The organism is Kitasatospora sp. NPDC093102, assembly GCF_040683915.1.
GTDB lineage: Bacteria > Actinomycetota > Actinomycetes > Streptomycetales > Streptomycetaceae > Kitasatospora.
Map to the genome: position 1 here is coordinate 213,254 of NZ_JBFBFA010000010.1, position 25,146 is coordinate 238,399.

A 25,146-nucleotide genomic window follows, 5' to 3' on the forward strand; every position below is an offset into this window, starting at 1 on the left:
CGATGGTTTTTGTGACGGTTTATGCAACCAATCCACGGCGGAGGCCAACCGGCCGGCCTGTTCGACCGGAAGCGACAGGGCCATGATGGCGACCACCGGGCCGTGGTGATCGGGACGGCCGCGCAGACCGTGCCGAGCACGTACGTGTTCTCCCGAACGGCCGTGCGCTCCGGTCCATGCCACCCAACCCCCAGCCCGAGTCCCTCGTACAGGTCCGTGCCCAGAACGGGCGTGCGGAGCGAAACCTCCGATTTGCCCAATAGCTGCTCATTGCAGCACAACGGGCCCCCGAACGGGTACATCCGACCGGATCGGCGTTTCGACCCGTTCCCGGTGCGTTTCGACCCGTTCCCCGGGTTTCGTCCCCTCCCCGGTGCGGGAGACTCCCGCACAACGCGCCAGTCCCGGAGGTGGCCATGGGCCCCGAGAACCGCATCCCGCCACCACGCCCGGTCGTGAAGCGCACCGCACGGGCGATCCTGCTGGACCTGGACCCGGACGATCCGTACGGCCCGGCCTCGATCGTGCTGATCCGGCGGGTCCGGCCGGGCTCGCCGCACCCGTACTGGATCACCCCCGGCGGCGGGGTCGAACGCGAGGACCGGACGGTGGTCGAGGCGCTGCACCGCGAGGTCGACGAGGAACTCGGCGGCAAGATCGTGGACGTGGTGCCCGCCTTCGTCGACACCATCAGCCACGCCCTCCCCCATCCTCCGGCCGGGGGAGCTCCCATCGACGGCGGCATTCCGCCGCACCCGCACGGGGTCAAGGTGCAGCACTTCTTCGTCTGCCGGCTCGCCTCGATGGACCTCAGCCGGCGGCACGGGCCCGAGGTGACCGACCCCAACGGCGAGTACGAGGTGGTCCGGCTTCCGTTCACCCGCGAGGGCGTCACCTCCGTCAACGTGGTCCCGCCCCGGCTGCGGGCGTACCTGGCGGCCAACATCGAGGGCATCCGCGCACTCCTCGCTCCCGACCTCGGGTGATCACCCGGCGGCCAGGTCGCCGACCGGGTCGTGCCGGATCCGCCCGGCCGGCACCCCGGTGCGCAGCAGCACCCCGACGCCCTGGCGCACCATCGCGGGCGGCCCGCTGAGCACCGCCTCGTGGCCGGTCCACGGGCCGAACCGGCCCACCACCTCGGGCAGTTCGCCGGTCAGCAGGCCGCCGGCCGAACCACCCCCGGGCAGCAGGCCGCCGGCCGGCCCGCCGCCGGACAGCACCGGCGTGACCGTCAGCCACGGGTGGCGCGCGGCCAGTTCGCGCAGCCCGTCCAGCTCGTACAGCTCCTCGGCCCGGCGGGCCCCGTAGAACACCTCGATGCGGCGGCCGGGCGCGCCGTGCTCGACGGCCTCCTCGACCAGGGCGCGGATCGGCGCGATGCCGGTGCCGCCGCCGAGGCAGAGCAGGTCCGGGCCGGCCGCGTGGTCGACGGTCATCGAGCCGGCCGCCGGACCGAGCCGCAGCACGTCCCCGGGCGCGGCGCGGTGGACCAGCGCGTTGCTCACCCAGCCGGCCTGGACGGCCTTGACATGGAAGGTCAGCAGCCCGTCCGGGCGGGGCGCGCCGGCGAAGGAGTAGTGCCGCCAGACCCGCGGCCACCACGGCGTCTCCAGAGCCGCGTACTGCCCGGCCCGGAACGGGTAGGCCTGGTCCGGCCGGACGGTGATCGCCGCGACGTCCCGGGTGCGGCGCTCGTGCCGGACGATCTCGCCCTGCCACCAGGGCGGCGAGGTGCGGGCGTCCTCCTCGGCGGCCTCGATCATGACCGAGGAGATCATCCGGTAGGCGCGGCGCCAGGCCTGCTCGGCCCCGGCGTCCCAGCCGCCGCCCGCGTACCGGGCCAGCGTCTGCACCAGGCACTCCTCCACCACGACGTAGTGGCCGGTCAGCGTGCCGTACCGGCGGTGGCTGCGGCCGAGCCCGGCCAGCGTGGTGCGCAGGGCCACCGGCTGGTCGATCTCGCGCACGACGGCCAGCAGGGTGCGGAACAGGCGGTCGCGGTGGACGTCCATGGCGGCGGGGAAGAACGAGCGGAGCTCGGGGTGGCGCAGGAAGAGCAGCGCGTAGAAGTGCGCGGTGGCCCGGTCGGCGACCGGCTCGACGGCGGCGAGGCCGGCCCGGACCAGCTCGACCTCCCGGGCGGTGAGCGGCGGGTCCCCGGAGGCCCGGTCGGGCCCGACGGCCGGCAGCGCGGCCACGGGGGGCGCGGCCGGAAGCCGTCCGGCGGGGGTCCGCACGCCCCAGGCCTCGCTCCACCGGTCGCCCGGGCCGGCCCAGTTGAAGCCGGGCGCGTCGACGAACAGCGGGCGGAACGCGGTGGCGGGGTCAAGCGCGGGCCCGGGCGCGGGGACGGCCGGCGGCTGCACCGGCCGGGCCGGGATCACCGGACGGACGGGCTCCAGCAGCGACACCGGCGGCAGCACCGCCGTCGGCGCGTCCGCCGGAGCCACCGACACCGGCGGCAGGTCCGCCGGGGCCGGGGGCATCGGCGGCAGGTCCGGCGGGCCCAGGGGCATCGGCGGCCGGACGGACAGCTCCCGCGACCGGCGTCCTCCGGGCGCGGCCGCCGGCAGGCCCGGGACGGAGGCGACCCCCGCCGAGCCGTGCCCGGTGCGGACCAGGACTGCTCCGCGGGACTTCACCGCTACGTTTCGAGTACCCAAGAGAATCGTTTCGCCTCCGGCCGCCCTGCGCCACCACCCGGCTTGTCCCTACTGGCGCCAAGGCAGCGTGGCACGCCCGAACCGCTCGTTCGACGAATCGCGCGAAGCCCGGACATCCGGGCCCGGAACGCGCTACTCTCCCCGGTCCGCGGTCGCCCTGGGTGCCTCTCCGCGCACCCAGGGCGATCGCGACCCCGCCCGACGGCCGGGCTCAGAGCTGCCGCAGCAGCATCCCCGGCTGCTCCACGCAGTCCGCGACGAACCGCAGGAAGCCGCCCGCCGTCCCGCCGTCGCAGACCCGGTGGTCGAAGGTGAGCGACAGCTGCGTCACCTCGCGCACCGCCAACTCCCCCTGGTGGACCCAGGGTTTGGCGACGATCCGGCCGACCCCGAGCATCGCCGCCTCCGGGTGGTTGAGGATCGGGGTGGAGCCGTCCACGCCGAACACCCCGTAGTTGTTCAACGTGAAGGTGCCACCGGTCAGTTCGGCCGGGGTGAGCGTGCCGCTGCGCGCCGCCTCGGTCAACCGGCCGAGCTCCTCGCCCAGTTGCCCGGTGCTGCGGTTCTGCGCGTCCCGCACCACCGGGACGACCAGCCCGCGCTCGCCCTGCGCGGCGAAGCCCAGGTGCACCGCCGAGTGCCGGATGATGCCCGAACCGTCCTCGGTCACCGAGGAGTTGAGCTCCGGGAAGCGCGCCAGCGCGACCGTGCAGATCCGCGCCAGCAGCGCCAGCACGCTCACCTTCGGCCCGGGCGTGGCGTTCAACTGCCGCCGCAATGCCATGAGTTCGGTGGCATCCGCGTCCACCCAGCAGGTCGCCGCCGGGATCTCCCGGTGACTGCGGCCGAGCTTCTCGGCCACGGCCTTGCGCAGCCCGCGCAACGGGACGACACCGTCCTGCGCGGCGGGCCCGGCGACCGCCGGAGCGGCCACCTTGGCCGCGACCGCCCGTTCGACGTCCGCACGCATGATCAGCCCGTCCGGCCCGCTCCCGGTGAGCGCGGCCAGGTCGACCCCCTGCTCCCGGGCCAGCCGCCGCACCAGCGGCGAGATCACCGGCACCACCGCCGGCCCGGCCGGCACAGCCGCAGCCGGAGCCACAGCCGGAGCCACTACGGCCGCGGCCGAGGCCGAAGCCCCGACCCGGCGCCGCCGCCCGCCCCGGCCCGGCTCGGCGACCCCGAACCCGACCAGCGGCCGCTCCACCTCGGCGGCGGCAACGGCAGGCTCGACCGGAGCCTCCGGGGTGCTCCCCTCCTCCGGCGCCACCGCGACCGTCACCAGCGGCGCGCCCACGGCGATCTCCTCGCCCACCTCGCCGTACCGCGCGGTGACCACCCCGCCGTACGGGCAGGGCACCTCCACCACGGCCTTGGCGGTCTCCACCTCCACCACCGGCTGGTCGACCACGATCACCTCGCCGACCTCGACCATCCAGCGGACCACTTCCGCCCCGGTGAGCCCCTCACCGAGGTCGGGCAGCCGGAACTCCCGCACGACGGGCATCATCCTCGGTCCTCCCACTGCAGCCGGGCGACCGCGTCCAGGATCCGGTCCACCCCGGGCAGGTGGTGGTGCTCCAGCATCGGCGGCGGGTACGGGACGTCGAAGCCGGTGACCCGCAGCACGGGCGCGGCCAGGTGGTGGAAGCAGCGCTCGGTCACCCGGGCGGCGATCTCCGCGCCGGTGCCGCCGAAGCCACTCGCCTCGTGCACCACCACGGCCCGGCCGAGCGAGCGCACCACCCGGCAGACCGTCTCGTCGTCGAACGGCACCAGGGTGCGCAGGTCCAGCACCGCGAGGTCCCAGCCCTCGGCCTGCGCCGCCCGCGCCGCCTCCAGGCAGACCGGCAGCGAGGGGCCGTAGGTGATCAGCACGGCGGAGGTGCCGGTGCGCCGCAGCACCGCCCGGCCGATCGGCTCGACCGGCACCGCCGGGTCGAAGTCGGCCTTGCCCCAGTAGAGCCGCTTGGGCTCCAGGAAGACCACCGGGTCGTCGGAGGCGATCGAGGCGCGCAGCAGCCCGTACGCGTCGGCCACCGTCCCCGGGGTGACCACGTGCAGGCCGGGGGTGCTGGTGTAGTACGCCTCGGAGGCGTCGCTGTGGTGCTCGACGCCGCCGATGCCGCCGCCGTACGGGATGCGGACGGTGATCGGCAGCGGGAGCCTGCCCGCCGTGCGGTTGCGCATCTTGGCGACGTGCGAGAACAGCTGCTCCAGCGCCGGGTAGGCGAAGGCGTCGAACTGCATCTCGACCACCGGGCGCAGCCCGTACATCGCCATGCCGATCGCGGTGCCGAGGATGCCGGCCTCGGCCAGCGGGGTGTCCAGGCAGCGTTCCGGGCCGAACTCGGCGGTGAGTCCGTCGGTGATCCGGAAGACGCCGCCGAGCGCGCCGACGTCCTCGCCGAGCACGTGCACCGCCGGGTCCTCGCGCATGGCGTCCCGCAGCGCGGAGTTGAGCGCCTGCGCCATGCTGGCGGTACGGGCACCGGAGGTGTTCCGTACCGCCGCTGCGCCGAGGGTGGGGGCGGGCGACGGGTGGGAAGCCGTGCTCATCGCTCGGCCACCTCCGCCTCCGCGGCCAGCTCGGCGGCCAACTGCTCTGCCTGCTCCCGTAGTTGAGGTGTCGGTTCGGCGAAGACGTGGGCGAACAGCGACATCGGGTCCAGGGCCGGGTCGGCGTGGAACTCGGCCCGCATCCGGGCCGCCAGTGCCTCCGCCTCGTCCGCCGCCTCCCGCACCAGCCGGTCGTCCAGCAGGCCCAGCCCGCGCAGCGCGCGCTCCATCAGCAGGATCGGGTCGTGCTCGCGCCAGGCGGCCACCTCGGGTTCGGTGCGGTAGCGGGTGGCGTCGTCGGCGTTGGTGTGGGCGTCGATCCGGTAGGTCAGCGCCTCGACCAGGGTCGGGCCCCCGCCGGCCCGGGCCCGCTCGACCGCCTCGGTCAGCACCGAGTGCACGGCGGGCGCGTCGTTGCCGTCCACCAGCCGGCCCGGCATGCCGTAGCCGACGGCCTTGTGGGCCAGGCTCGGCGCGGCGGACTGCGCGCTGAGCGGGACGGAGATCGCGTAGCCGTTGTTCTGCACCAGGAAGACCACCGGGGCGCCCAGCACGGCCGCGAAGTTCAGCGCCTCGTGGAAGTCGCCCTCGCTGGTGCCGCCGTCGCCGAGCATCGCCAGCGCGACCACCGGCTCGTCGCGCAGCCGGGCGGCGTGCGCCAGCCCGACGGCGTGCGGGGCCTGGGTGGCGAGCGGGGTGCAGAGCGGGGCGGTGCGGCTGGCCCGCGGGTCGTAGCCGGTGTGGGCGCTGCCACGCAGCAGGGTCAGCGCCTCCAGCGGGTCGACGCCCCGGGAGACCACCGCGAGGGTGTCGCGGTAGCTGGGGAAGAGCCAGTCGCGCTCGCCGAGCACCAGCGCGGCGGCGACCTGGCAGGCCTCCTGGCCGGTGGACGCCGGGTAGACGGCGAGCCTGCCCTGCTTGGTCAGGGTGGTGGCCTGCTGGTTGTACCGGCGGCCGACGACCAGCCGGCGGTAGAGCTCGCGCAGCAGGGCCGGGTCGTACTTCTCCAGCGCGGGGGTGCCGATCGCCCGGACGGGGGAGAGGTCCGGGAGGAGGGGTGCCGGGTCGGCGCGCGGGGCGGTGGCCCCGGGCAGCCAGCCGGGCACAGGCGTGTGGTGTCTGTGGTCGAGAACGGTCATCTCGGGGCACCTCCAGGGGTGGCGGGGGCTCCCTACCGATTGTTCGGTCGTCTGTTCATCTTGACCAGAAGCGTGACAAGGTGGTGGACATTCGGCCCGTTCGGCGGTCGACTGGTGGCAGTACGTCCAATCGGGGAGGGTGGGGGGTCATGTCGGCTGAACAGATGTCCAGACTCGACCGGGTCGACCGGTCGATCCTGCGGCTGCTGCAGCAGGACGGTCGCGCCTCCATCCGCTCGGTGGCCGAGCGGGTGCACGTGTCCCGGGCCAACGCGTACGCCCGGATCTCCAGAATGGTCGAGGACGGCGTCATCCGCGGCTTCACTGCCAGGGTGGACCACGAACGGGCGGGTCAGGCCGCGTCCGCGTACATCACCCTGAAAATCGTCCAGAACTCCTGGCGGACGGTGCGCGAGCAGCTGCTGGAGCTGCCCGGGGTGGCGCACATCGCGCTGGTCGGCGGGGACTTCGACGTCCTGCTGCTGGTGCACACCGCCGACAACAAGACCCTGCGGGAGCTGGTGCTGGGCAGCATCCAGTCCATCCCCCAGGTGCTCGGCACCCGCACCATGCTGGTCTTCGAGGAGACCGACCAGGTGCCGCCCCTCTCGTGAGGGGACGGGTCAGCGCGCCCGCAGCCCGTCGAAGGCCAGGTGGACCACCGCGTCCGCGACCCCGTCGGCGGCCTTGAGCCCCGGCCGGTACCACTCCACGATCGAGTTGATCATCCCGAACAGCAGCCGGGTGGCCAGCCGCGGCTCCACGTCCGCGCGCAGCGCGCCGTCCGCGACCGCCGCCCGCAGCAACTCGGCGACCTGGTGGTCGAAGTCCCGCCGGCGCTCCAGCGCCCACTGCTCGGTGGCCGTGTTGCCGCGCACCCGCAGCAGCAGCGTCACGTACGGCAGCTCCTCCAGCAGCACCTCGGTGGTGCGCCGCACCACGTGCTCCAGCCGCTCCACCGCCGGGCCCTCGACCGCGGCCGGCTCGGCCAGGATCGCGAACAGCCCGTCCAGCGCCCGCCCGACCGCCAGACGCAGCAGCTCCTCCTTGCCGCGCACGTGGTGGTAGATGGAGGACTTGGAGATCCCGGCCGCCCGGGACAGGTCCTCCATGGAGGTGCCGTCGTAGCCGCGCTCGTTGAAGACGTCGACGGTCACCGCGAGCAGTGACTCCACGGTGTAGGCGGTGCGCGTGGTGTGATCGGCCATCCTCCGAGTATCCCCGGCCGCCCCTGGTGGTACGCGATCGGGTCCTGCTGGTCCACACCGGCCGAAGGCGGCAGGCCCTAGACTCTCCGGACGATCCGTCCACGTCCAGAGCACTGGGGTCCACGGCCGATGAACGCAATACGGGCAGTCGCCTCCGACGTGCCGGAGCAGCGCAGCGGGGATCCGGACGACGCCGCGCGCACCTGGCAGGAGCGCGCCCGCGCCCTGGTGGTCCGCTTCGGACCGGCCGTGTGGTGCTACACGGTGCTGAAGCTGATCGGCTTCACCGTCTTCATGAAGCTGCTCTCCTTCTCCGGCGAGTACGCCACGAAGCCGGCCCGGTTCGGCGGCGGCGCCAATCCCTGGGACGTGGTGGCCAGCTGGGACGGCTGGTGGTACCAGCAGGTGGCCCGGTTCGGCTACCACCCGGCGCTCGTCCCGATACCGAACGGACCGGCCGGCTTCAACGTCGAGCAGAACTCGGCCGCGTTCTTCCCGCTCTACCCGGGCCTGATGCGGCTGACCTCGGACGCCACCGGCCTCGGCCTGTACGGCGCCGGGATGCTGGTCTCGGTGGTGGCCTCGCTGTTCGCCGCGGCCGGCATCTACGCCGTGGTGGAGAAGCTGACCGGCGACGCCCGCTCGGGCGTGATCGCGGCCGGGATCTGGGCGATCGCCCCGGGCTCGGGCGCCGAGTGGGCGGTCTACTCGGACTCCCTCTTCGTCGCGCTGGCCACCTGGGCCTGCTACTGCGTGATGACCAAGCAGTGGGTCGCGGCCGGGGTGATCACCCTGGCCGCCGGGCTCAACCGGCCGACCTCGGCGGCACTGATCGGCGCCGTGGGCCTGGCCGCGCTGGTCGAGCTGTACCGCCGGGAGAGCGGCGTCCTGCGCCCGCTGGCCGCGATGCTGCTGGCCCCGGTCGGCCTGCTCGGCTACGTCGGCTGGGTGGGCTGGCGGACGGGCGAGTGGGGCGGCTACTTCCGGCTCCAGCACGACGCCTGGCTGCACTACTTCGACTGGGGCCAGGGCACCTGGCACGCGATCCGCGGGGTGCTGCTGGGCCGCAGTGACTACCCCTTCGCCTTCCCGCTGCCGGACCTGTTCGCCACCCTGATCGTGCTCAGCCTGCCGATGCTGATCGTGCTGCTGGTCCGGCTGCGCCCGCCGCTGGTGCTGACCGCCTACACGCTCGCCACGATCGTCTCGGTGCTCGGCAGCCTGGGCATCTTCGGCAACGTCTCGCGCTACCTGCTGCCCGCGTTCCCGCTGTTCATCGCGCTGGCGGTGGGGATGCGCAAGCTGAGCTGGCCGGTGCTGGCCACCGTGCTGGGCACCGGTGCGGTCGCCTCCGGCTGGTACGCCGGGTACGTGATATTCGAGCTCGGCGTGCCGTAGACGCCGATCATCCGAGCCCAAGGGGGCGCGTCCGCCACGGACGCGCCCCCTTTCGTTCCGGTGGATTCCCCGCCATGGCACCCTCTTGAGCCGACCGATCGTTCGGTTACCCTGTGACGTGTCCCGTCCTGCTTTTCGAGGCCCTCCGAGGAGCGCACAAGATGTCCGCAGCGGTCACCCACCCCCTCGTCAGCGAGCTGGTCGAGCGCCACCAGGCCACCCTGGACGCCGCGCTCGCCGCCGCCGCCAAGCGCGACTACTGGTCGCCCTACCCCGAGTTCCCGAAGGCCTACGGCGAGAGCGGCCCGGCGGACGGCAAGGCCGCCTTCGACGCCCTGCTCGGCAAGCCCTTCACCCTCGACGGCCACCCCACCGACGGCGACCAGGTCGGCGGCGAGGCCTCCCCGTACGGCGTCGAGCTGGGCATCACCTACCCGCACGCCGACCCGGACGCGCTGATCGCCGCGCTCACCGCCGCCCGCCCCGGCTGGGCCGCCGTGACCCCGCTGGAGCGCGCCGCCGTCTGCCTGGAGATCCTGCACCGGATCAACGCCCGATCCCACGAGTTCGCCCAGGCCGTCATGCACACCACCGGCCAGGCCTACGGCATGGCCTTCCAGGCCGGCGGCCCGCACGCCCAGGACCGCGGCCTGGAGGCGGTCGCCTACGCCTACGCCGAGCAGACCCGGCTGCCGCAGCGGGCCGGCTGGACCAAGCCGCAGGGCAAGCGCGACCCGCTGGTGATGACCAAGGAGTTCACCGTCGTCCCGCGCGGCCTCGCGCTGCTGATCGGCTGCAACACCTTCCCCACCTGGAACGGCTACCCCGGGCTGTTCGCCTCGCTGGCCACCGGCAACCCGGTGCTGGTCAAGCCGCACCCGCGGGCCGTGCTGCCGCTCGCGCTGACCGTGCGGATCGCCCGCGAGGTGCTCGCCGACGCCGGCTTCGACCCCAACCTGGTCTGCCTGGCCGCCGAGCACGAGGGCGGCACCGTCGCCCAGGTGCTCGCCGTCCGCCCGGAGATCAAGCTGATCGACTACACCGGCTCCACCGCCTTCGGCGACTGGCTGGAGGAGCACGCCAAGCAGGCGCAGGTGTACACCGAGAAGGCCGGCGTCAACGCGGTGGTCATCGACTCCACCGACGACTACAAGGGCATGCTGGGCAACCTGGCCTTCGCGCTCTCGCTCTACAGCGGCCAGATGTGCACCACCCCGCAGAACGTGCTGATCCCGCGCGGCGGCATCGCCACCGACCAGGGCGACAAGTCCTACGACCAGGTGGTCACCGACCTGGCCGGCGCCATCGAGGGCCTGCTCTCCGACGACGCCCGCGCCGCGGCGATCCTCGGTGCCGTGGTCAACCCCGGGGTGCTCCAGCGCTCGGCCGCCGCGGCCGGCGGCGAGTACGGCGAACTCGCCCTCGCCCCGCGCCCGGTGACCTCGCCGGACTTCCCCGGCGCGACCGTCCGCACCCCCGCGCTGGTCAGGCTGGACGCCGACAAGCCGGACGACCGCGCGGTCTTCCGCAGCGAGTGCTTCGGCCCGGTCTCCTTCGTCGTCGCCGTCGAATCCACCGCCGCCGCCGTCGAGTTGCTGCGCACCACGGTCCGCGAGAAGGGCGCCATGACCGCCTCCGGCTACACCACCTCGCCCGAGGTGGAGGCGCTGCTGGTCGAGGCCGCGCTGGACTCCGGCGTCTCGCTCTCGCTCAACCTGACCGGCGGGGTCTACCCCAACCAGACCGCCGCCTTCTCGGACCTGCACGGCACCGGCGCCAACCCGGCCGCCAACTCGGCCTACTGCGACGGCGCGTTCGTCGCCAACCGGTTCCGCACGGTGGAGATCCGCCGGCACTCCTGAGCCCCGTACCGGTGGATCCGGGCCCCGGCGGTCACCCACCGCCGGGGCCCGGCGGTTCACGGCTCCGACCGCACCCGCGATGATGGAGGCTGGGAGAACGCCGGGAACGGCGTCCGACCGCCCTCCGAACAACGGGAGCTGACACATGGCCGTGAAGCCGACGACCGAAACCGACGTCCTGATCGTCGGCGCCGGACCGACCGGACTGCTGCTGGCCGGCGATCTCGCCGCCGCCGGAGTCGGCGTCACCGTGCTGGAGAAGCGGTCCGCCGAGTCCAACCTCACCCGGGCCTTCGGCGTGCACGCGCGCACCCTGGAGCTGCTGGACGCCCGGGGCCTGGCCGAGGAGCTGATCGCCACCGGCCGTCCGCTCACCGAACTGAGGATGTTCGACCGCTTCGGCGTCGACCTGGGTTCGCTGCCCACCCGCTTCCCGTTCGTCCTGATCACCCCGCAGTACAACGTCGAACGGCTGCTGCTGGAGCGCGCGGAAGAGGCCGGCGCCACCGTGCTGCGCGGCGCCGAGGTCACCGGGCTGCGCCAGGACGCCGAGGGCGTGACCCTGGAGACCCGGGACGGGCACAGCCACCGCGCCGCGTACGCGGTCGCCGCCGACGGCGTCCACTCCACCGTCCGCGACCTGCTGGGCATCCCGTTCCCCGGGGAGTCGGTGGTCGACTCGGTGGTGCTGGCCGACGTCCGGCTGGAGCACGAGCCCGCCCAGGCGGTCACCGTCGGCGCCAACCGGGCCGGCTTCGCCTTCGTCGTCCCGTTCGGCGACGGCTGGTTCCGGATCATCGCCTGGGACCGCGAGGAGCGGTACCCGGACGGCACCACCCCTTCGGCCGAGCAGCTCACCACCCTCTGCCGGGCCGTCCTCGGCGAGGACTACGGCCTGCGCGAGGTGCGCTGGAGCTCCACCTTCCACAGCGACGAGCGGCAGGCCCCCAACTACCGCTCCGGCCGGGTCTTCCTGGCCGGCGACGCCGCGCACTGCCACTCCCCGGCCGGCGGCCAGGGCATGAACACCGGCATCCAGGACGCCGCCAACCTGTCCTGGAAGCTCGCCGCCGCGCTCCGGGGCCGGGCCACCGACGCCCTGCTGGACACCTACCAGACCGAGCGGCACCCGGTCGGCAGGACGGTCCTGCGCAGCTCCGGCGCGCTGATCCGGCTGGCACTCGCCGAGTCCGCCCCCACCCGCGCCCTGCGCGGGGCGCTCACCGCGCTGGGCAGCCACCTCGACCCGGTCACCGAGCGCGGCGCCAGGCTGATCTCCGGCATCGGCATCTCCTACCCCGCCCCCAAGGACGCCCACCCGCAGGTCGGCAAGCGCGTCCCGGACCTTCGGCTGACCGCCCTGAGCAAGCCCGCCGAGGGCGCCCCGGCCGCTCCCGAGCGGCTCTACGAGGCGCTGCGCGCCGGGAAGTTCGTCCTGGTCAGCAATGACGAGCTGGCCGCCGCCGAGCCCTGGGCCGACCGCATGGTCTCCGCCGCCCCCGCCGATCCGCACGGCAAGCTGCGCGACACCGTCCTGCTGATCCGCCCGGACGGCTACGTCGCCTGGGCCGCCGTCGATCCCGGCCAGGGCGAGCTCCGCACCGCCCTCACCGACTGGCTCGGCGCCCCGGCCTGACCGTCCTTCGGGCGGGTGCGCGACCCACCGCGCGCCCGCCCGTCCACCCGGCCCGGCGTCCGGCCGCCGGTCAGCTCCGCGCCTTCACGTAGTGCCGCGCCGCCTTCGCCCGGTTCCCGCACACCGCCATCCGGCACCACCGCCGACGGCCGTTCTGCGAGGCGTCGAAGAAGTGCAGGATGCACGCCTCGTGCGCGCACTGCTTGACCCGCTGCGCCCCCTGACCGAGCAGCGCGAGGAAGCCGTCCACCGCCAGCCAGGGCGCCAGCCACTCCGGCCGGTCGACCTCGGTCCGGTCCTCGGCCCCGCCCGGTGCCGCCGCCCGCCGGATCCGTCCGTACGCCAGCACCACGTCCAGTCCGTCCCGCGCCGCGGCGCCCAACTCGCCCTGTTCGCGGGCGTCCTGGGCGGCGAGCAGGATGGCCTCACGGGCCTGCCGGATCGCCGCCAGGCCGGCCTCGTCGGCCGCGCAGCGCTCGCCCAGCCCGGCGGAGGAGAGCCAGATCGCGTACCCCTCGACGCCGGTGAGCAGGTCGTTGACGGGCGTTCCGGCCCAGCGCGTGTTGAGCAGGTCGAGCGCGAGCGGCTCCCCGGTCAGCGGTCGCAGGTCCCTCGGGTCCGGCTGCACGTCAGTCATCGCCCTCCTCGGCTCGGCCCGATTCTACGTCCGCCCCTCCCAGCCCTGACCGGCGTGGACCGGCCCCCGGATCCCGGTCATTCACTGTATGGAACCGCCGAGTTTCCGACCCTCCACAGTTGACTGTTTTTTAGCAACGAATTGCCCGGCCATGAGCCACTTCGCACACGGGTTCTGTCATGTTCTAGACAGCGTTCTCGACCTGAACGCCTGGCCCCTTGCCGGCCCCCCACAGCCGGCCGGAGGAGGATCCGTTGCGCCCCCGCTCCCTTGCCCTCGCCGCGGCGATAGCCGTGCTGCCGCTGACCGCCGTCTCGCTCGGTGTCTCCACCGCGCAGGCCGCCACGCCCAACGCCACCCCGCGCGTCGCCCTTCCGAACACCGTGAACCCCGCGGTGGCCCACTCGGAGAAGAAGGGTGACGTCCCGGCCGCGCAGCAGATCGCGGTGTCCGTCAGCCTGAAGCTGCGCAACACCGACGCCCTGGACCGCTTCCTCACCGCGGTCGCCACCCCGGGCACCCCGGAGTACGGCCACTACCTGACGCCGGAGCAGTTCACCGCGCAGTTCGGCCCGACCCAGTCCGCCGTCGACCAGGTCAGGACCTACCTGGCCCAGCAGGGCCTGACCGTCACCGACGTGAGCGCCAACCGCCAGGTGGTCAACGCCCACGGCACCGCCGCCCAGGTCTCCCAGGCCTTCGGCACGCACGAGAGCTCGTACCTCGACCCGCAGCTCCAGCGCGCCTTCTTCGCCAACGACGCCGCCGCCTCGATCCCGTCCGACCTGGCCGCCGTGGTCCAGGGCGTCAGCGGCCTGGACAACCACGCGGTGCGCAAGAACCGCCTGGCCACGCCGAACGCGGTCACCCCGAGCACCGCGAGCTCCACCCCGAGCGGCATGGCCCCGGCCCAGTACACCGGCGCCTACAACCTCAACAAGACCGGCGCGGACGGCACCGGCACCACGGTCGCGCTGTGGGAGTTCGACGGCTACAAGTCCTCGAACCTGACCACCTACGACGCCCAGTACGGCCTGTCCGGCCCGGCCGTCTCCACCGTCTCGGTGGACGGCGCGAGCTACGACTCCGCCCCCGGTCAGGGCCAGGGCGAGGTCGAGCTGGACAGCGAGATCGTCCGCGGCGCGGCGCCCAAGGCCACCCAGCTGGTCTACGAGGCGCCCAACAGCGACCAGGGCGAGATCGACATGGCCAACAAGATCGTGACCGACAACCGGGTCTCGGTGGTCTCGATCTCCTGGGGCTCCTGCGAGCCGGACACCACCGCCTCCTCGATGACCGCGGTCGACAACGCCTTCAAGCAGGCCGCCGCCCAGGGCATCTCGATCTTCTCCGCCTCCGGCGACGACGGCTCCCGCGACTGCACCCGCTCCACCAGCGGCTCGACCGTCAAGGCGGTCGACTTCCCGGCCTCCAGCCCGCACCAGACCGGCGTCGGCGGCACCAACCTCAAGGTCTCCAGCAGCAACACCTACTCCTCGGAGAGCGCCTGGAGCACCGCCGGCGGCGGCGTCTCCACCGTGTTCGCCAAGCCGAGCTGGCAGACCGGCACCGGCGTCAGCGGCACCATGCGCACCGTCCCGGACGTCTCCTCCAACGCCGACCCGGCCAGCGGCTTCGCCATCTACACCGCAGGCGCCTGGCAGGTCTACGGCGGCACCAGCGCGGCCGCGCCGCTCTGGTCCGGCTACGCGGCCCAGTTCAACCAGAAGGCCAAGGCCGCCGGCCAGCCGGTCCTCGGCGAGGCGAGCCCGCGGCTGTACTCGGTGGCGAACAGCAGCAGCTACGGCAGCACCTTCCACGACGTGACCACCGGCGCCAACCAGGACTTCTCCGCCAAGGCCGGCTACGACCAGGTCACCGGCTGGGGCTCCCCGGTCGCCGACGCGCTGACCACCGCCCTGCTCGGCGGCAGCACCACCCCGCCGTCCGGCGGCTGCACCGCCGCCCAGCTGATCGGCAACGGCGGCTTCGAGAGCGGCACCGCCTCCCCCTGGACCGCCTCCAGCGGCGTGATCGACAACAGCGCCTCCCAGCCGGCCCACTCGGGCAGCTGGAAGGCCTGGATGGACGGCTACGGCTCGGCCCACACCGACACCATGTCGCAGACCGTCTCGATCCCGGCCGGCTGCGCCTCCGCCAAGCTGACCTTCTGGCTGCACATCGACACCGCGGAGACCGGCTCCACCGCGTACGACAAGCTGACCGTCCAGGCCAACAACACCACGCTGGCGACCTACTCCAACGCGGACGCGGCCGCCGGCTACGTCCAGCGCACCCTGGACCTGACCTCCTTCGCCGGCCAGACCGTGACCGTCACGTTCACCGGCACCGAGGACTCGTCGCTGCAGACCAGCTTCGTGATCGACGACGTCGCGCTGAACGTCAACTGATCACCGGCCGGTAGCACCACCGAACCCCCGCCGGGGCGGAGCCGTCAGGGCCCGCCCCGGCGGTGTCGTGTCCGTCCCCAACGGGCCGGGCGGTTCGCCGGCCCGGGAGGGCCCGTGTCCACGGCTTGTGTTTCCGGGCTGTTTCAAGATCGCTAACCCTTCGGTCCACCTGCCGTGACCACTGTCATACGCACGACTGATGACGTAGCCTCTCGACCGTGCATAGGGTTCCCCAAAGCTCGGTGAAGCCGCTGGCGGCGCGCCCCGGCGCCGACCCGGTCCCGCCGAACTCACCTGGTGGGGAGGTTCACCGCATGGCCGCACAGCAACCTCAGGACGCCGCGCGACTGCGGCTGGTCGGGTCGCACACGGAGCGCCCCGGCCCGTCCGGACCGGCTCCCGCCACCGCCCCCGCACCGCCTCCCGGCCGGCTCGCCCCGGTCGGCGGCTTCGCGGACACCCTGCACCTGGCCATCGAGGCCAGCGGCCTCAGCCTGGACCGCATCCGCGCCGCCCTGGCCGGTCGCGGCGTCAGGGTCAGCGTCACGACCCTCAGTTACTGGCGACGCGGCCGCAGCCAGCCCGAGCGGGCCAGCTCGCTGCGCGCCGTCCACCTGCTGGAGGAGCTGCTCGGCCTGCCGCACAGCGCACTCTCCTCGCTGCTCGGCCCGCCGCGCCCGCGCGGCCGCTGGGCCGCCGCGGCCAACACCTGCCACCTCGGGCTGGAGGACGTCTGGCCGGGCGAGCAGGAGATCGCCAACATCTTCGCCGAGCTGAACGCCCCGCCGGCCGGCGAGCTGGAGCGCCTGAGCATCCACGACTCCTACTACGTGGACGCCGAGCGGCGCGGCAACCTGCTGCGGATGCGCCAGGTGGTGCGCGCCACGGTCGGCGGCGTCGGCCGCTGCCTGGTGGTGCACATGGCCGACGAGGAGGCGGCCGGCTGCCCGGAGATCACCTCGGTGCGGCACGGCCGGCTGGGCCGGGTGCGCCGCCGCCCGGAGGCCGGGCTGATCGTCGCCGAGCTGATGCTGGACCGCCCGCTGGGCCTCGGCGACAGCACGGTCTTCGAGTACGAGGTGGAGATCCCGCCCGGCGGCCCGACCATGGAGTACAGCCGCCGCTTCGCCACCCCGGTGCGCGAGTACGTGCTCCAGGTGCACTTCGACCCGGCGGCCGTCCCGGCGCACTGCGAGCGCTACGACCGGGAGCCGGGCGCCGACGTCGACCACCGCCGCGAACAGCTGTGGATCGGCGCCTCGGCGAGCGCCCACGTCCTGGCCCCGGACCAGCAGCCGGGCCACATCGGCATCCGCTGGGAGTGGGCGTAGCCCTTCCCCTCCTCCCCCTGCTCCCCCTCCTCCAGCCCCGCCGGACCTGACAGCGGGGCTTTCGCATGCCCGCACGAAAAACCTAACCGCCTCACTGCCGCGAACTGGTTGACGGTGCATCACCTAACTTCTAATCTCATGAATACCGGTTAGGCAGTGGCCTCACCGGACACCGAAGCCTCCGGGAGCAACCAGGCATGTCCACCACCACCCAGCTCCGCACCCTGCAGACCGGCCACGTGGGTCTGAACGTCACCGATCTGGCCCGCTCCATCGACTTCTACCGCGCCGTCTTCGGCCTCCGGGTCACCGCCGAGGGCACCGACCCCGAGCGCCGCTACGCCCTGCTCGGCCGCGACGGCCGCCTGGTGGTGACGCTCTGGCAGCAGAGCACGGGCAGCTTCGCCACCGCCGACCCCGGCCTGCACCACCTCTCCTTCGAGGTCGAAAGCCTCGACGAGGTCCGTGCCACCGAACGGCTGCTGCGCGAGCTGGGCGCCGGGTTCGCCTACGACGGCGTCGTCCCGCACGGCGAGGGCTCGGCCTCCGGCGGCATCTTCTTCACCGACCCGGACGGCATCCGGCTGGAGGTCTACACCCGCACCGGGGTCGACGAGACCGAGGCCGTCACCCCCGACACCGACGCCCCGACCTGCGGCTTCTTCTAGGAACCGGACCCCGGGGAGCCAGCCGTGACCACCACCGGAACGCCGTACCACCCCGGCGAGCGGGCCGCCCAGGCCCGGGCCGGCCGAACCGAGCGGGCCGACCACGCCGGCCGGTCGATCCGCCGCACCGTCCCGGCGGTCGCCGCCCGCTTCCTGGCCGAGCGCCGGATGCTGGTCGTCGGCGCCGCCGACCGGGACGGCCGGGTCTGGGCCACCCAGCTGGCCGGCCCGGCCGGCTTCCTCTCGGCCCCGGACGAACGCACCATGGCCGTCGCCGCCCTCCCGGCCGCGGCCGACCCGCTGGCCGGGGCGCTGCACCGCCCCGCCCGGGTCGGCACCATCGCGCTGGACCCGGCCGGCCGGCGCCGGATGCGGCTCAACGGCCGCTCCGTTCCGGACGGCCAGGGCGGGCTGCTGGTGCACGCCGACGAGGTGGTCGCCAACTGCCCGAAGTACATCCAGCGCCGCACCCCGACGGACCGTCCGGTCGCCGGCCCGCCCAGGACGGTCGCCACCGGACCGGTGCTGACCACCGCACAACTCCTGGCGGTGGCCACCGCGGACACCTTCTTCATCGCCAGCACCGGCCCGGGCGGCAGCGTGGACGCCTCCCACCGCGGCGGCTTCCCCGGCTTCCTGGAGCCGGTGGCACCGGACCGGCTGCGCTGGCCCGAGTACCCGGGCAACAGCATGTTCCTGACGCTCGGAAACCTCGAGCTGGACCCGCGGGCCGGCCTGCTGCTGCCCGACTGGGAGACCGGCGGGTCGCTGCTGGTCACCGGCGAGGCCCGCACCGACTGGTCCGAGGAGGCCCGGCAGGGCGTCCCGGGCGCCGAGCGGATCGTCGAACTGACCGTCACCGGCGTGGTCGAGCTGGCCGACGCCACCCCGCTGGCCTGGACCGACCCCGAGTACTCGCCCGCCATCCCCCGCTGACCACGCCTCAGCCCTGCCGGCCGCTCCCCCCGACCCGCGCCAGGCTCGGGAGCCGAACGGGTATCACCCGTTCGGCCTAATCCACCATGACGCACCCCGCCTGTTTTAGGACTTTGGTCCCGATAACACGCGGAATGGCCCCGGGAAGGCCACTCCTGTCCCGCCGTCAGGCGGCGACCAGGAAAGACCGCAGGAAAGAGGCGGAGCATGACCCTTACCGATCCCCTGTCCCCACTCATGGAGTTCGACGAGGTCGAACCGACGGAGGACTGCATATGCGGGGGCTGCAACGCCCGCCGACGCGCACGGCTGCACGCCGCTCCGGTCCACGAGGGCGGCCACGCCGCCGCCCGCAGCATCCGCCGCCGGGCGGCCGTGCTGATGGCCGCCGTGGGCACCGCGATAGGCGGCGGGACGGCCGCCGCCGGCTCCGCCGCCGCGGCCCCCGCTCCCACTCCGGGCGGCAACAGCGCCGCCCGGTCGCAGACCCCCCAGGGCGAGGTCAGCGGCCTCCACGGCCAGGCCCCGGGCGCCCGCGCCTTCGCAGCCCCCCGCGCCACCGCCGCGCCGGTCACCCGGGCACAGATCATCCAGCGCGCCCAGAGCTGGGTCGACCAGGGTGTGCCGTACAGCATGAGCCGCTACTGGTCGGACGGCTACCGCCAGGACTGCTCCGGCTTCGTCTCGATGGCCTGGGGCCTGGGCAGCAGCCAGACCACCTGGACGCTGCCCGGCTTCGCCGAGCGGATCGGCAAGAACGACCTCCAGCCCGGCGACGTGCTGATCTACAACAACCCGGCCGACCCGCAGGCCGGCTCGCACGTGACGATCTTCGGCGGCTGGACCGACTCCTCACGCACCCAGTACGTCGCCTACGAGCAGACCGGCCCCGCCACCAAGAAGCGCTCCACCCCGTACGCGTACTGGAACAACTCCGGCTCCTACGTCCCGTACCGCTACACCGGCCTGTCCGCCGGCGGCAACGGCGGCGGCACCTCCTCGACCGCCTTCCCCGGCGCCGACAGGTTCGGCCCCGGCGCCGACAACGCGTACGTCACCGAGCTCGGCCGGATGCTGGTGCAGCGCGGCGGTGCCGCGTTCTACTCCTCGGGCCCCGGCCCGCGCTGGAGCGAGTCCGACCGCAAGGCCACCCAGGCCTTCCAGCTCGCCCAGGGCTGGCGCGGCAGCGAGGCCGACGGCATTCCCGGCAAGGACACCTGGGACCACCTGGTCAACGGCAAGGGCCGCAACATCGACGGCGGCACCCCGCTGCCGCCGCCCGCCACCGGGGGCTCCGCCTTCCCCGGTGCGCAGTACTTCGGCCCCGGCCAGAGCAACGACCACGTCCGGCAGCTCGGCGAGCAGCTGGTCCGCAAGGGCTTCGGCGCCTCGTACAGCGTCGGCCCCGGACCGCGCTGGACGGAGAGCGACCGCCGGGCCGTCCAGGCCTTCCAGCAGGCGCAGGGCTGGCGCGGCGGCGAGGCCGACGGCTACCCCGGCCCGGACACCTGGCGCCGGCTCTTCTCCTGACGCCCCTCCCGAGGCGCGGTGCCCACCCCGGGCACCGCGCCTCAGCGCTTCCCGGACATCCAGTGGAACAGACCCATCGCGACGCTGGTCGCCAGGTTGAAGCTGGACACCCCCGGCTGCATCGGCACTGCCACCAACTGGTCCGCGCGCGCCTTGAGTTCGGCCGAGACGCCGTGCCGCTCGGTGCCGAAGGCCAGCAGCGCGTCGTCCGGGAACGGCACATCCCGGATGTCCGCGCCCTCCGGATCCAGCACGTACAGCGGCCCGACGGGCAGTTGCTCCAGGGACAACCGCTCCACAGCAGTGGCGAAGTGCAGCCCCGCACTCCCCCGCAGCACGTTCGGGTGCCACGGGTCCAGGTCGCCGGTGGTCACCACCCCGGTGGCACCGAACCCGGCCGCCAGCCGGATCACCGCCCCGACGTTCCCCAGGTTGCGCGGATTCTCCAACAGCACCACCGGCGCCTTCCGCGGCCGACGGCCCAGCACCGCCCGGTTCGCCTCGGCACCGGGCCGCACAGCCAGCGCGGCCACCCCCGTCGGGTGCACTCGCGGCACGAGCCGCCGCAAGGCCGCCTCCGGCAGCTCCACCGCGAGCCCGTCCAGCGCCGGAACGACATCCCCCGCCAGCTCACCCGCCAACGCCAGCAACGCCTCCCGGTCGGCGGTCAGCACCTGCCGCACCTCACCCCCGAACCGCAGCGCGTGCTTCAGCGCGTGGAACCCGTCCAGCAGCACCGCTCCCGGCTCCCGCTCGGCCGCCCGCCACGCCCGCTCCAGCTCGTCCTCGTCCATGATGCTCACGCGCCCACCTTCGCTCCGCTCGTCGGTTGCTCCGCGGAATCCGCACCGCGCAATGGTTCGCTCTCCTCCCGGCCGCCGGGCCGGGACGGGTACCCCCATCGCTCGCTCACTCTGCCACCCGTCCCCAAACCGGCTCACCGGGACGTCCGGCCGCGGCGACCACCTCGTCGAAGCCGAGCGCCCGGCCCGGCGGGCCGTCCGGGGCGCAGCCGCCCGGCCTCCCGCGCAGCGCGCAGCAACCCCTCGACGGCCACCACGGTGCCCCGACGAACCGCCATCAGCTCGCCCCGCCCCCACCCTCCCGAAAGCCCCCCGTCACCGAGCTCCCCCGCAGAGCCCGCTCCAGATCCCGCAACGCCTGCCCCACCAACCGGGTCCCCGCCCGCACCACATCCCGCTGCACCCCCGCCGGCGCCGCCGCCAACTCCTCCTCCAACCGCGCCTGTGCCTCCCGCACCGCCCCGAACTCCACCGGCTGCCCGGTCAGCAGCGCCGCCGCCGCGAGCGCCGTCGCCAGCCGCAGCTCCTCCGCGTACTCCCCCGTCCCCGGCACGGGCTCCGCGTCCGCCGCCGGCAGATGGGCCTCCAGCAGCACGGCCGCCCGCCCGAGGGCCCCGACCGCCGCCCGGGCCCGGTCGATCTGGCGCCGGCTCACCCCGGCCAGCCCGGACTCGTGCCGCCCCGGTTCGGCGTCGGCCCGCTGCATCGCCTGGATCAGCTCGGAGCGTGCCTCCCTCGAGTCCAGCAGCGCGCCCCGCACCGCCCGTCCGCGCGGCGCCGCCGGCTTCTCGTAGCAGGCGATCACCGCCCCCGCGTACCGTCCGGCCGCCGCCAGCCACTCGGCGAGCCGCTCGCCGAGCCGGGCGGTCTGCCAGGTCGGGAACAGCGCGTACGTGACGAGGGCGATCGATCCGCCGAGCAGCGTGAGCCCGACCCGTTCGACGGCCGTCACCAGCGGATTGCCTTCCTGCAGCCCGAGCAGGAACACCACGTACGTGGAGATCCCGACCGTGGTGAGCGCGTACCCGGTCCGGAACGCCAGGTACGCCCCGCCGATGCAGACCACCGCCAGCGCGGCCAGCACCCACTCCCCGGGGTGGACCAGCTGCACCACCAGCGTCGAGGCCGCGACCCCGACCACCGTCCCGGCCAGCCGGGCGACGCCCCGGCTGTAGGTCTGCGCGAAGTCCGGCCGCATCACCATCGCGGCGGTCATCGGTGCCCAGTAGCCGTGGTGGAACCCGGCGAGCCGGGCCAGCAGGTAGGCGACGGTGACGACCCCGGCGAGCCGGACGGCGTGCTGGAAGATCGCCGAGCGCGGCTGGAGCTGCCGCCGGACGGCCCGGGCCGCGACCGGCAGCATCCGGGCGATGGTCGGCTTGTGCAGCGCTCCGCCGGCCCCGACCACGGGCGTGGTGATGGTGTCCTCGTCGTTGCGGTCCAGGGCGTCCGCGGCCTTCCGCAGCAGCCCGCCGAGCCGCCGGGCGGAACGCCGGGCCGCTCCGTGGAGCCGCGGCCCTTCGTCCGAGCCGGCCAGGGTGAGCGAGGGCGCCGAGCGGGGGAGCCGGACCGGGTCGCCGGTGCGGATCGCCCGGGCGAGGGCGTCCATGACCTCGGCGGCGGCCGCCAGCACCTCCCGGGCCCGGTCCCGCTCCGGCCCCTCCTCGGGGGCGCCCACCTTGGGGTCGGCGAGGGCGGCGAGGGTGGGCCGGATGCGTTCGGCGATGCCGCGCAGGCCGCGCAGCTCGGGCGGCCGGTGGCGGTCCTGCCAGGGGGTGAGGGCGGCCGCGTGGCGGGCCGTCATGAACGGCTCGGGGTCCACGTGTGCGGTCGGGTCCTGCCGCAACCGCCGGGCGTAGTCGGCGAGTTCGGCGTAGGTGTCGGCGAGGGCCTCCCGCTGGGCGGCCCAGCTGCCGATCGGCCAGACGGTGATGACGGTGGCCTGGACGACCCCGCCGAGGGCGGCGACCAGCCCGTGGCCGAGCGCGGTGGCCACGCTGACCGGGAGCTGCACGACGATCAGCATCACCGAGACGGTGTTGGTCGCGACCACCCCGGCGGTGGGCCCGATCGCCCAGGCCAGCCCGGCGCCGAAGGCCCACACCGCGAGCAGCACCGGGAAAAGCCCGGGGACGCCGGCGGCCAGGTAGCCCAGGAAGGTGCTGATGCCGAGTCCGAACCCGGCCGCCACGGCGAGGCTGGCCCGGGGCCGGAAGCTGCGCTGGAAGGTGGCCGAGCCGGCGATGAACGCGCCCATCGCGGCCGAGGTGGCGAGCGCGACGCCGCCGAGCGCGAGGGTCGGGAAGAGCACCAGCGCCACCGCGACCGCCCCGCGCACCGCCCGCTTGGGGTCGGTGAGCGCCCGGTCCAGGGTGAGCCCGGTCCGCGCGGTGTCACGAAGTGCGGCGAACCAGGACATAGCAACATCCTAGGGGGCGAGCCTCCGCCTGATCCGGCTCAGCCGCGCCGCCGCCCACAGCAGCGCCCCGGTCGGCAGGAACACCGCGTCCGCCGCGATCATCGCCAGCGAGAAGACCGGCAGCCCGAGCACCACCGCGATCCCCGCGTGCTCCAGCACCATGACGGCCAGCAGGACGTTCTTGACCCGCCGGTTGAGCAGCGTGAACGGGAACGCCACCTGGAGGACGACGGTGCCGTACGAGATCAGGAAGACCGGCAGCAGCGCCGAGCCGACCAGCGCGGACAGCTCCGGCCAGGGGGTGAAGTAGTCCAGGTGCAGCGGGTAGTACAGCGCCGTTCCGTCCTGCCAGCGCGAGCCCTGCACCTTGTACCAGCCGGCCGTGGCGTAGATCAGCACCACCTCGACGGCGATCACCAGCATCGCGCAGTTGTGCACCATGTTCGCCAGCCCGTCGAGCACCGCCCGCGGCTCGCCGTCCGGCCGCAGCCGGCCGAGCGTCCACCAGAGCCCGGCCACCGCCCAGAGCCCCCAGAACAGCGGCGACCAGCCGAGGTACGGGAAGGCCCAGTCGGTCCAGGTCAGGCTGTCACCGGCGAAGCCGCCGAACTGACAGACGGCCAGGACGGCCCCGAGCACCGCCCAGAGCACCACCCCGGCCTGCCCCGGCCCCGGCCTCCTGGCGTCCAGCGACCAGACCTCGGCGCAGCGGGTGAAGACCAGGTAGACGGCCATCAGGTGGACGACGTTGTCGCCGCCGTCGCCGAGGAAGACGTCGCGGTTCTGCAGGGACAGCACGGTGACCAGGAACAGCACCGTGCTCGCCCTGGTCCGCCAGCCCAGCAGGACGGCCAGCGCCGCCAGCACCGCCAGGTGGTAGACCAGCTCGAACCAGAGCCGTCCGCCGAACCAGGGCAGCACGGTGAACGCCCCGTTGTCGGCCAGCAGCCGCTCGGCCAGCTCCATCGACCAGGGGGAGCGGTCGCCGTACAGCACCCGCCGGTGGGGCCACTCACGCAGCAGGTAGGCCAGCCAGACCAGCCCGAAGCCGATCCGCATCACCGCGGCCTGGTGCCGGCCGAGCGCCCGCCCGGTGAAGGCCTCCATCGCCCGCCCGAGCGGAGCCCCCGGCCCGCGCGCCGCCCGCACCGCCCCGGACTCCACCGGCCGCCCGGCGCCGGCCTGCCGCGGCACGCCGTCCGACGGCAGCACCCCGTCCGGTGCCACAGCCCCGTCCGGCTGCCCGGCCCGCAGCGTCGCCTCGTTCATCCGAGCAGCCCCCGGTAGTCCTCGTCCGCCACCGACCACCAGGGAAGCTCCCGCACCCGGGGCGCCGGCGGCTCGGCCTCACCGCTCCAGGACGGCGGCGGGACGGTGGCCGCGGTCGACCGGAACTGGATCTCCAGGATCCGCTCACCGTCCGCCTCCCGGCCGATCCGCTGCAGGGCGATCCGCTTGAGGTACTGCTCGGCGAGCCTGCCGCGCGGGGATACCGCGGTCTCGTCCTGCGGGTTGTGCGATCCGTCGTAGAAGTCCCAGGCCCGGCGCAGCAGGTTCTGCTCGACGTGGCTGGGCGCCGGGTTGCCCCGTATCGCGGCGACGTCCTGCGCGGTCAGCCCGATCCAGTCGTGGGTGCGGGTCGTCCCGCCGGGCCCGACGGTGCGGACCCGGGCGTCCACGCTCACGTTCTGCTGGAGCGGGTTGGGCGCGAACAGCTTCCAGTTCTGCTCGAACTCCGGGTACACCACGCCGTCGAGCTCGTCCCGGTACTGCCGGGACACCGAGTTGGCGGGCGCGACGTGCAGGAACACCGCGGCGAGGAACAGCCCGGTGCCGCCTGCCAGCACCGCCCCGGCGAAGCCGAGGACCAGCTGCGCGGGCCTGGACCAGGCCCTCCCGGCAGCCGGCCGGTCCGTCGTCTCGGTCATGGCACCCCCGCCCGG

General features: G+C 74.1%; 20 protein-coding genes. 10 read left to right on the forward strand and 10 right to left on the reverse strand.

All coding sequences use genetic code 11. From position 1 onward, the window contains the following. Positions 1-416: 416 nt before the first annotated feature. Positions 417-986, forward strand: coding sequence for an NUDIX domain-containing protein (locus AB0O11_RS17245; RefSeq protein WP_363386982.1), 570 nt, complete (start codon positions 417-419; stop codon positions 984-986). Here AB0O11_RS17245 and AB0O11_RS17250 read toward each other — a convergent pair whose 3' ends face one another. The 4 genes from AB0O11_RS17250 to AB0O11_RS17265 form a co-directional block, all read right to left on the reverse strand. Then, positions 987-2,645 carry a globin domain-containing protein gene (locus AB0O11_RS17250; RefSeq protein ID WP_363386984.1) on the reverse strand — a complete coding sequence of 553 codons (1,659 nt, stop codon included), beginning with the start codon at positions 2,643-2,645 and terminating at the stop codon, positions 987-989. Between the two features lie 232 nt (positions 2,646-2,877). Further along, a complete protein-coding gene (locus AB0O11_RS17255; protein WP_363387083.1) occupies positions 2,878-4,173 on the reverse strand; it encodes a dihydrolipoamide acetyltransferase family protein in 1,296 nt (431 codons plus the stop codon). Continuing rightward, positions 4,173-5,141, reverse strand: coding sequence for an alpha-ketoacid dehydrogenase subunit beta (locus tag AB0O11_RS17260; RefSeq protein WP_363387086.1), 969 nt, complete (start codon positions 5,139-5,141; stop codon positions 4,173-4,175). Before AB0O11_RS17260 ends, AB0O11_RS17255 begins: the two co-directional genes overlap by 1 nt. Before the next feature lie 80 nt (positions 5,142-5,221). Continuing rightward, a complete protein-coding gene (locus AB0O11_RS17265; RefSeq protein ID WP_363386987.1) occupies positions 5,222-6,364 on the reverse strand; it encodes a thiamine pyrophosphate-dependent dehydrogenase E1 component subunit alpha in 1,143 nt (380 codons plus the stop codon). Positions 6,365-6,513: 149 nt separating this feature from the next. On the opposite strand from AB0O11_RS17265, the gene AB0O11_RS17270 reads away from it, so the two are divergent. Next, positions 6,514-6,978 carry an Lrp/AsnC family transcriptional regulator gene (locus AB0O11_RS17270; protein WP_363386990.1) on the forward strand — a complete coding sequence of 155 codons (465 nt, stop codon included), beginning with the start codon at positions 6,514-6,516 and terminating at the stop codon, positions 6,976-6,978. Between the two features lie 9 nt (positions 6,979-6,987). Here the strand turns inward: AB0O11_RS17270 and AB0O11_RS17275 are convergent, their stop codons facing one another. After that, a complete protein-coding gene (locus AB0O11_RS17275) occupies positions 6,988-7,572 on the reverse strand; it encodes a TetR/AcrR family transcriptional regulator (protein ID WP_363386993.1) in 585 nt (194 codons plus the stop codon). A gap of 129 nt (positions 7,573-7,701) precedes the next feature. On the opposite strand from AB0O11_RS17275, the gene AB0O11_RS17280 reads away from it, so the two are divergent. From AB0O11_RS17280 to AB0O11_RS17290, 3 genes are all read left to right on the forward strand, one after another. Then, the gene (locus AB0O11_RS17280) at positions 7,702-8,970 is read left to right on the forward strand and encodes a hypothetical protein (RefSeq protein WP_363386996.1); all 1,269 of its coding nucleotides are present in this window, start codon (positions 7,702-7,704) and stop codon (positions 8,968-8,970) included. Between the two features lie 161 nt (positions 8,971-9,131). Next, a complete protein-coding gene (gene paaN, locus AB0O11_RS17285) occupies positions 9,132-10,832 on the forward strand; it encodes a phenylacetic acid degradation protein PaaN (protein WP_363386999.1) in 1,701 nt (566 codons plus the stop codon). A gap of 145 nt (positions 10,833-10,977) precedes the next feature. Then, complete coding sequence (locus AB0O11_RS17290) at positions 10,978-12,468, forward strand: FAD-dependent oxidoreductase (RefSeq protein ID WP_363387001.1); 1,491 nt, start codon at positions 10,978-10,980, stop codon at positions 12,466-12,468. A 70-nt stretch (positions 12,469-12,538) separates the two neighbouring features. On the opposite strand, the gene AB0O11_RS17295 is transcribed toward AB0O11_RS17290, so the two are convergent. After that, complete coding sequence (locus AB0O11_RS17295) at positions 12,539-13,105, reverse strand: CGNR zinc finger domain-containing protein (RefSeq protein ID WP_363387004.1); 567 nt, start codon at positions 13,103-13,105, stop codon at positions 12,539-12,541. A 254-nt stretch (positions 13,106-13,359) separates the two neighbouring features. On the opposite strand from AB0O11_RS17295, the gene AB0O11_RS17300 reads away from it, so the two are divergent. From AB0O11_RS17300 to AB0O11_RS17320, 5 genes are all read left to right on the forward strand, one after another. After that, entirely contained in the window at positions 13,360-15,516 is a 2,157-nt protein-coding gene (locus AB0O11_RS17300; RefSeq protein ID WP_363387007.1) for a protease pro-enzyme activation domain-containing protein, read from the forward strand. Between the two features lie 314 nt (positions 15,517-15,830). Then, positions 15,831-16,847: an XRE family transcriptional regulator gene (locus AB0O11_RS17305; protein ID WP_224281229.1), complete on the forward strand. Its 1,017-nt coding sequence runs from the start codon at positions 15,831-15,833 to the stop codon at positions 16,845-16,847. A gap of 197 nt (positions 16,848-17,044) precedes the next feature. Beyond that, positions 17,045-17,515 (forward strand): VOC family protein, encoded by a 471-nt coding sequence (locus tag AB0O11_RS17310; protein WP_363387010.1) that lies wholly within the window; start codon positions 17,045-17,047, stop codon positions 17,513-17,515. Between the two features lie 24 nt (positions 17,516-17,539). Next, complete coding sequence (locus AB0O11_RS17315) at positions 17,540-18,451, forward strand: pyridoxamine 5'-phosphate oxidase family protein (protein ID WP_363387012.1); 912 nt, start codon at positions 17,540-17,542, stop codon at positions 18,449-18,451. Between the two features lie 207 nt (positions 18,452-18,658). Beyond that, complete coding sequence (locus AB0O11_RS17320; protein WP_363387015.1) at positions 18,659-19,981, forward strand: peptidoglycan-binding protein; 1,323 nt, start codon at positions 18,659-18,661, stop codon at positions 19,979-19,981. A gap of 41 nt (positions 19,982-20,022) precedes the next feature. Here the strand turns inward: AB0O11_RS17320 and AB0O11_RS17325 are convergent, their stop codons facing one another. The 4 genes from AB0O11_RS17325 to AB0O11_RS17340 all read right to left on the reverse strand — a co-directional run bounded on the left by AB0O11_RS17325 (position 20,023) and on the right by AB0O11_RS17340 (position 25,131). Continuing rightward, complete coding sequence (locus AB0O11_RS17325) at positions 20,023-20,775, reverse strand: RNA methyltransferase (protein ID WP_363387089.1); 753 nt, start codon at positions 20,773-20,775, stop codon at positions 20,023-20,025. Positions 20,776-21,061: 286 nt separating this feature from the next. Next, on the reverse strand, positions 21,062-23,203 hold the full coding sequence (locus AB0O11_RS17330; protein ID WP_363387017.1) for an FUSC family protein: 2,142 nt from the start codon (positions 23,201-23,203) through the stop codon (positions 21,062-21,064). A 9-nt stretch (positions 23,204-23,212) separates the two neighbouring features. Then, complete coding sequence (locus AB0O11_RS17335) at positions 23,213-24,472, reverse strand: HTTM domain-containing protein (RefSeq protein WP_363387020.1); 1,260 nt, start codon at positions 24,470-24,472, stop codon at positions 23,213-23,215. After that, on the reverse strand, positions 24,469-25,131 hold the full coding sequence (locus AB0O11_RS17340; protein ID WP_363387023.1) for a DUF5819 family protein: 663 nt from the start codon (positions 25,129-25,131) through the stop codon (positions 24,469-24,471). Before AB0O11_RS17340 ends, AB0O11_RS17335 begins: the two co-directional genes overlap by 4 nt. Between the last annotated feature and the right edge of the window lie 15 nt (positions 25,132-25,146).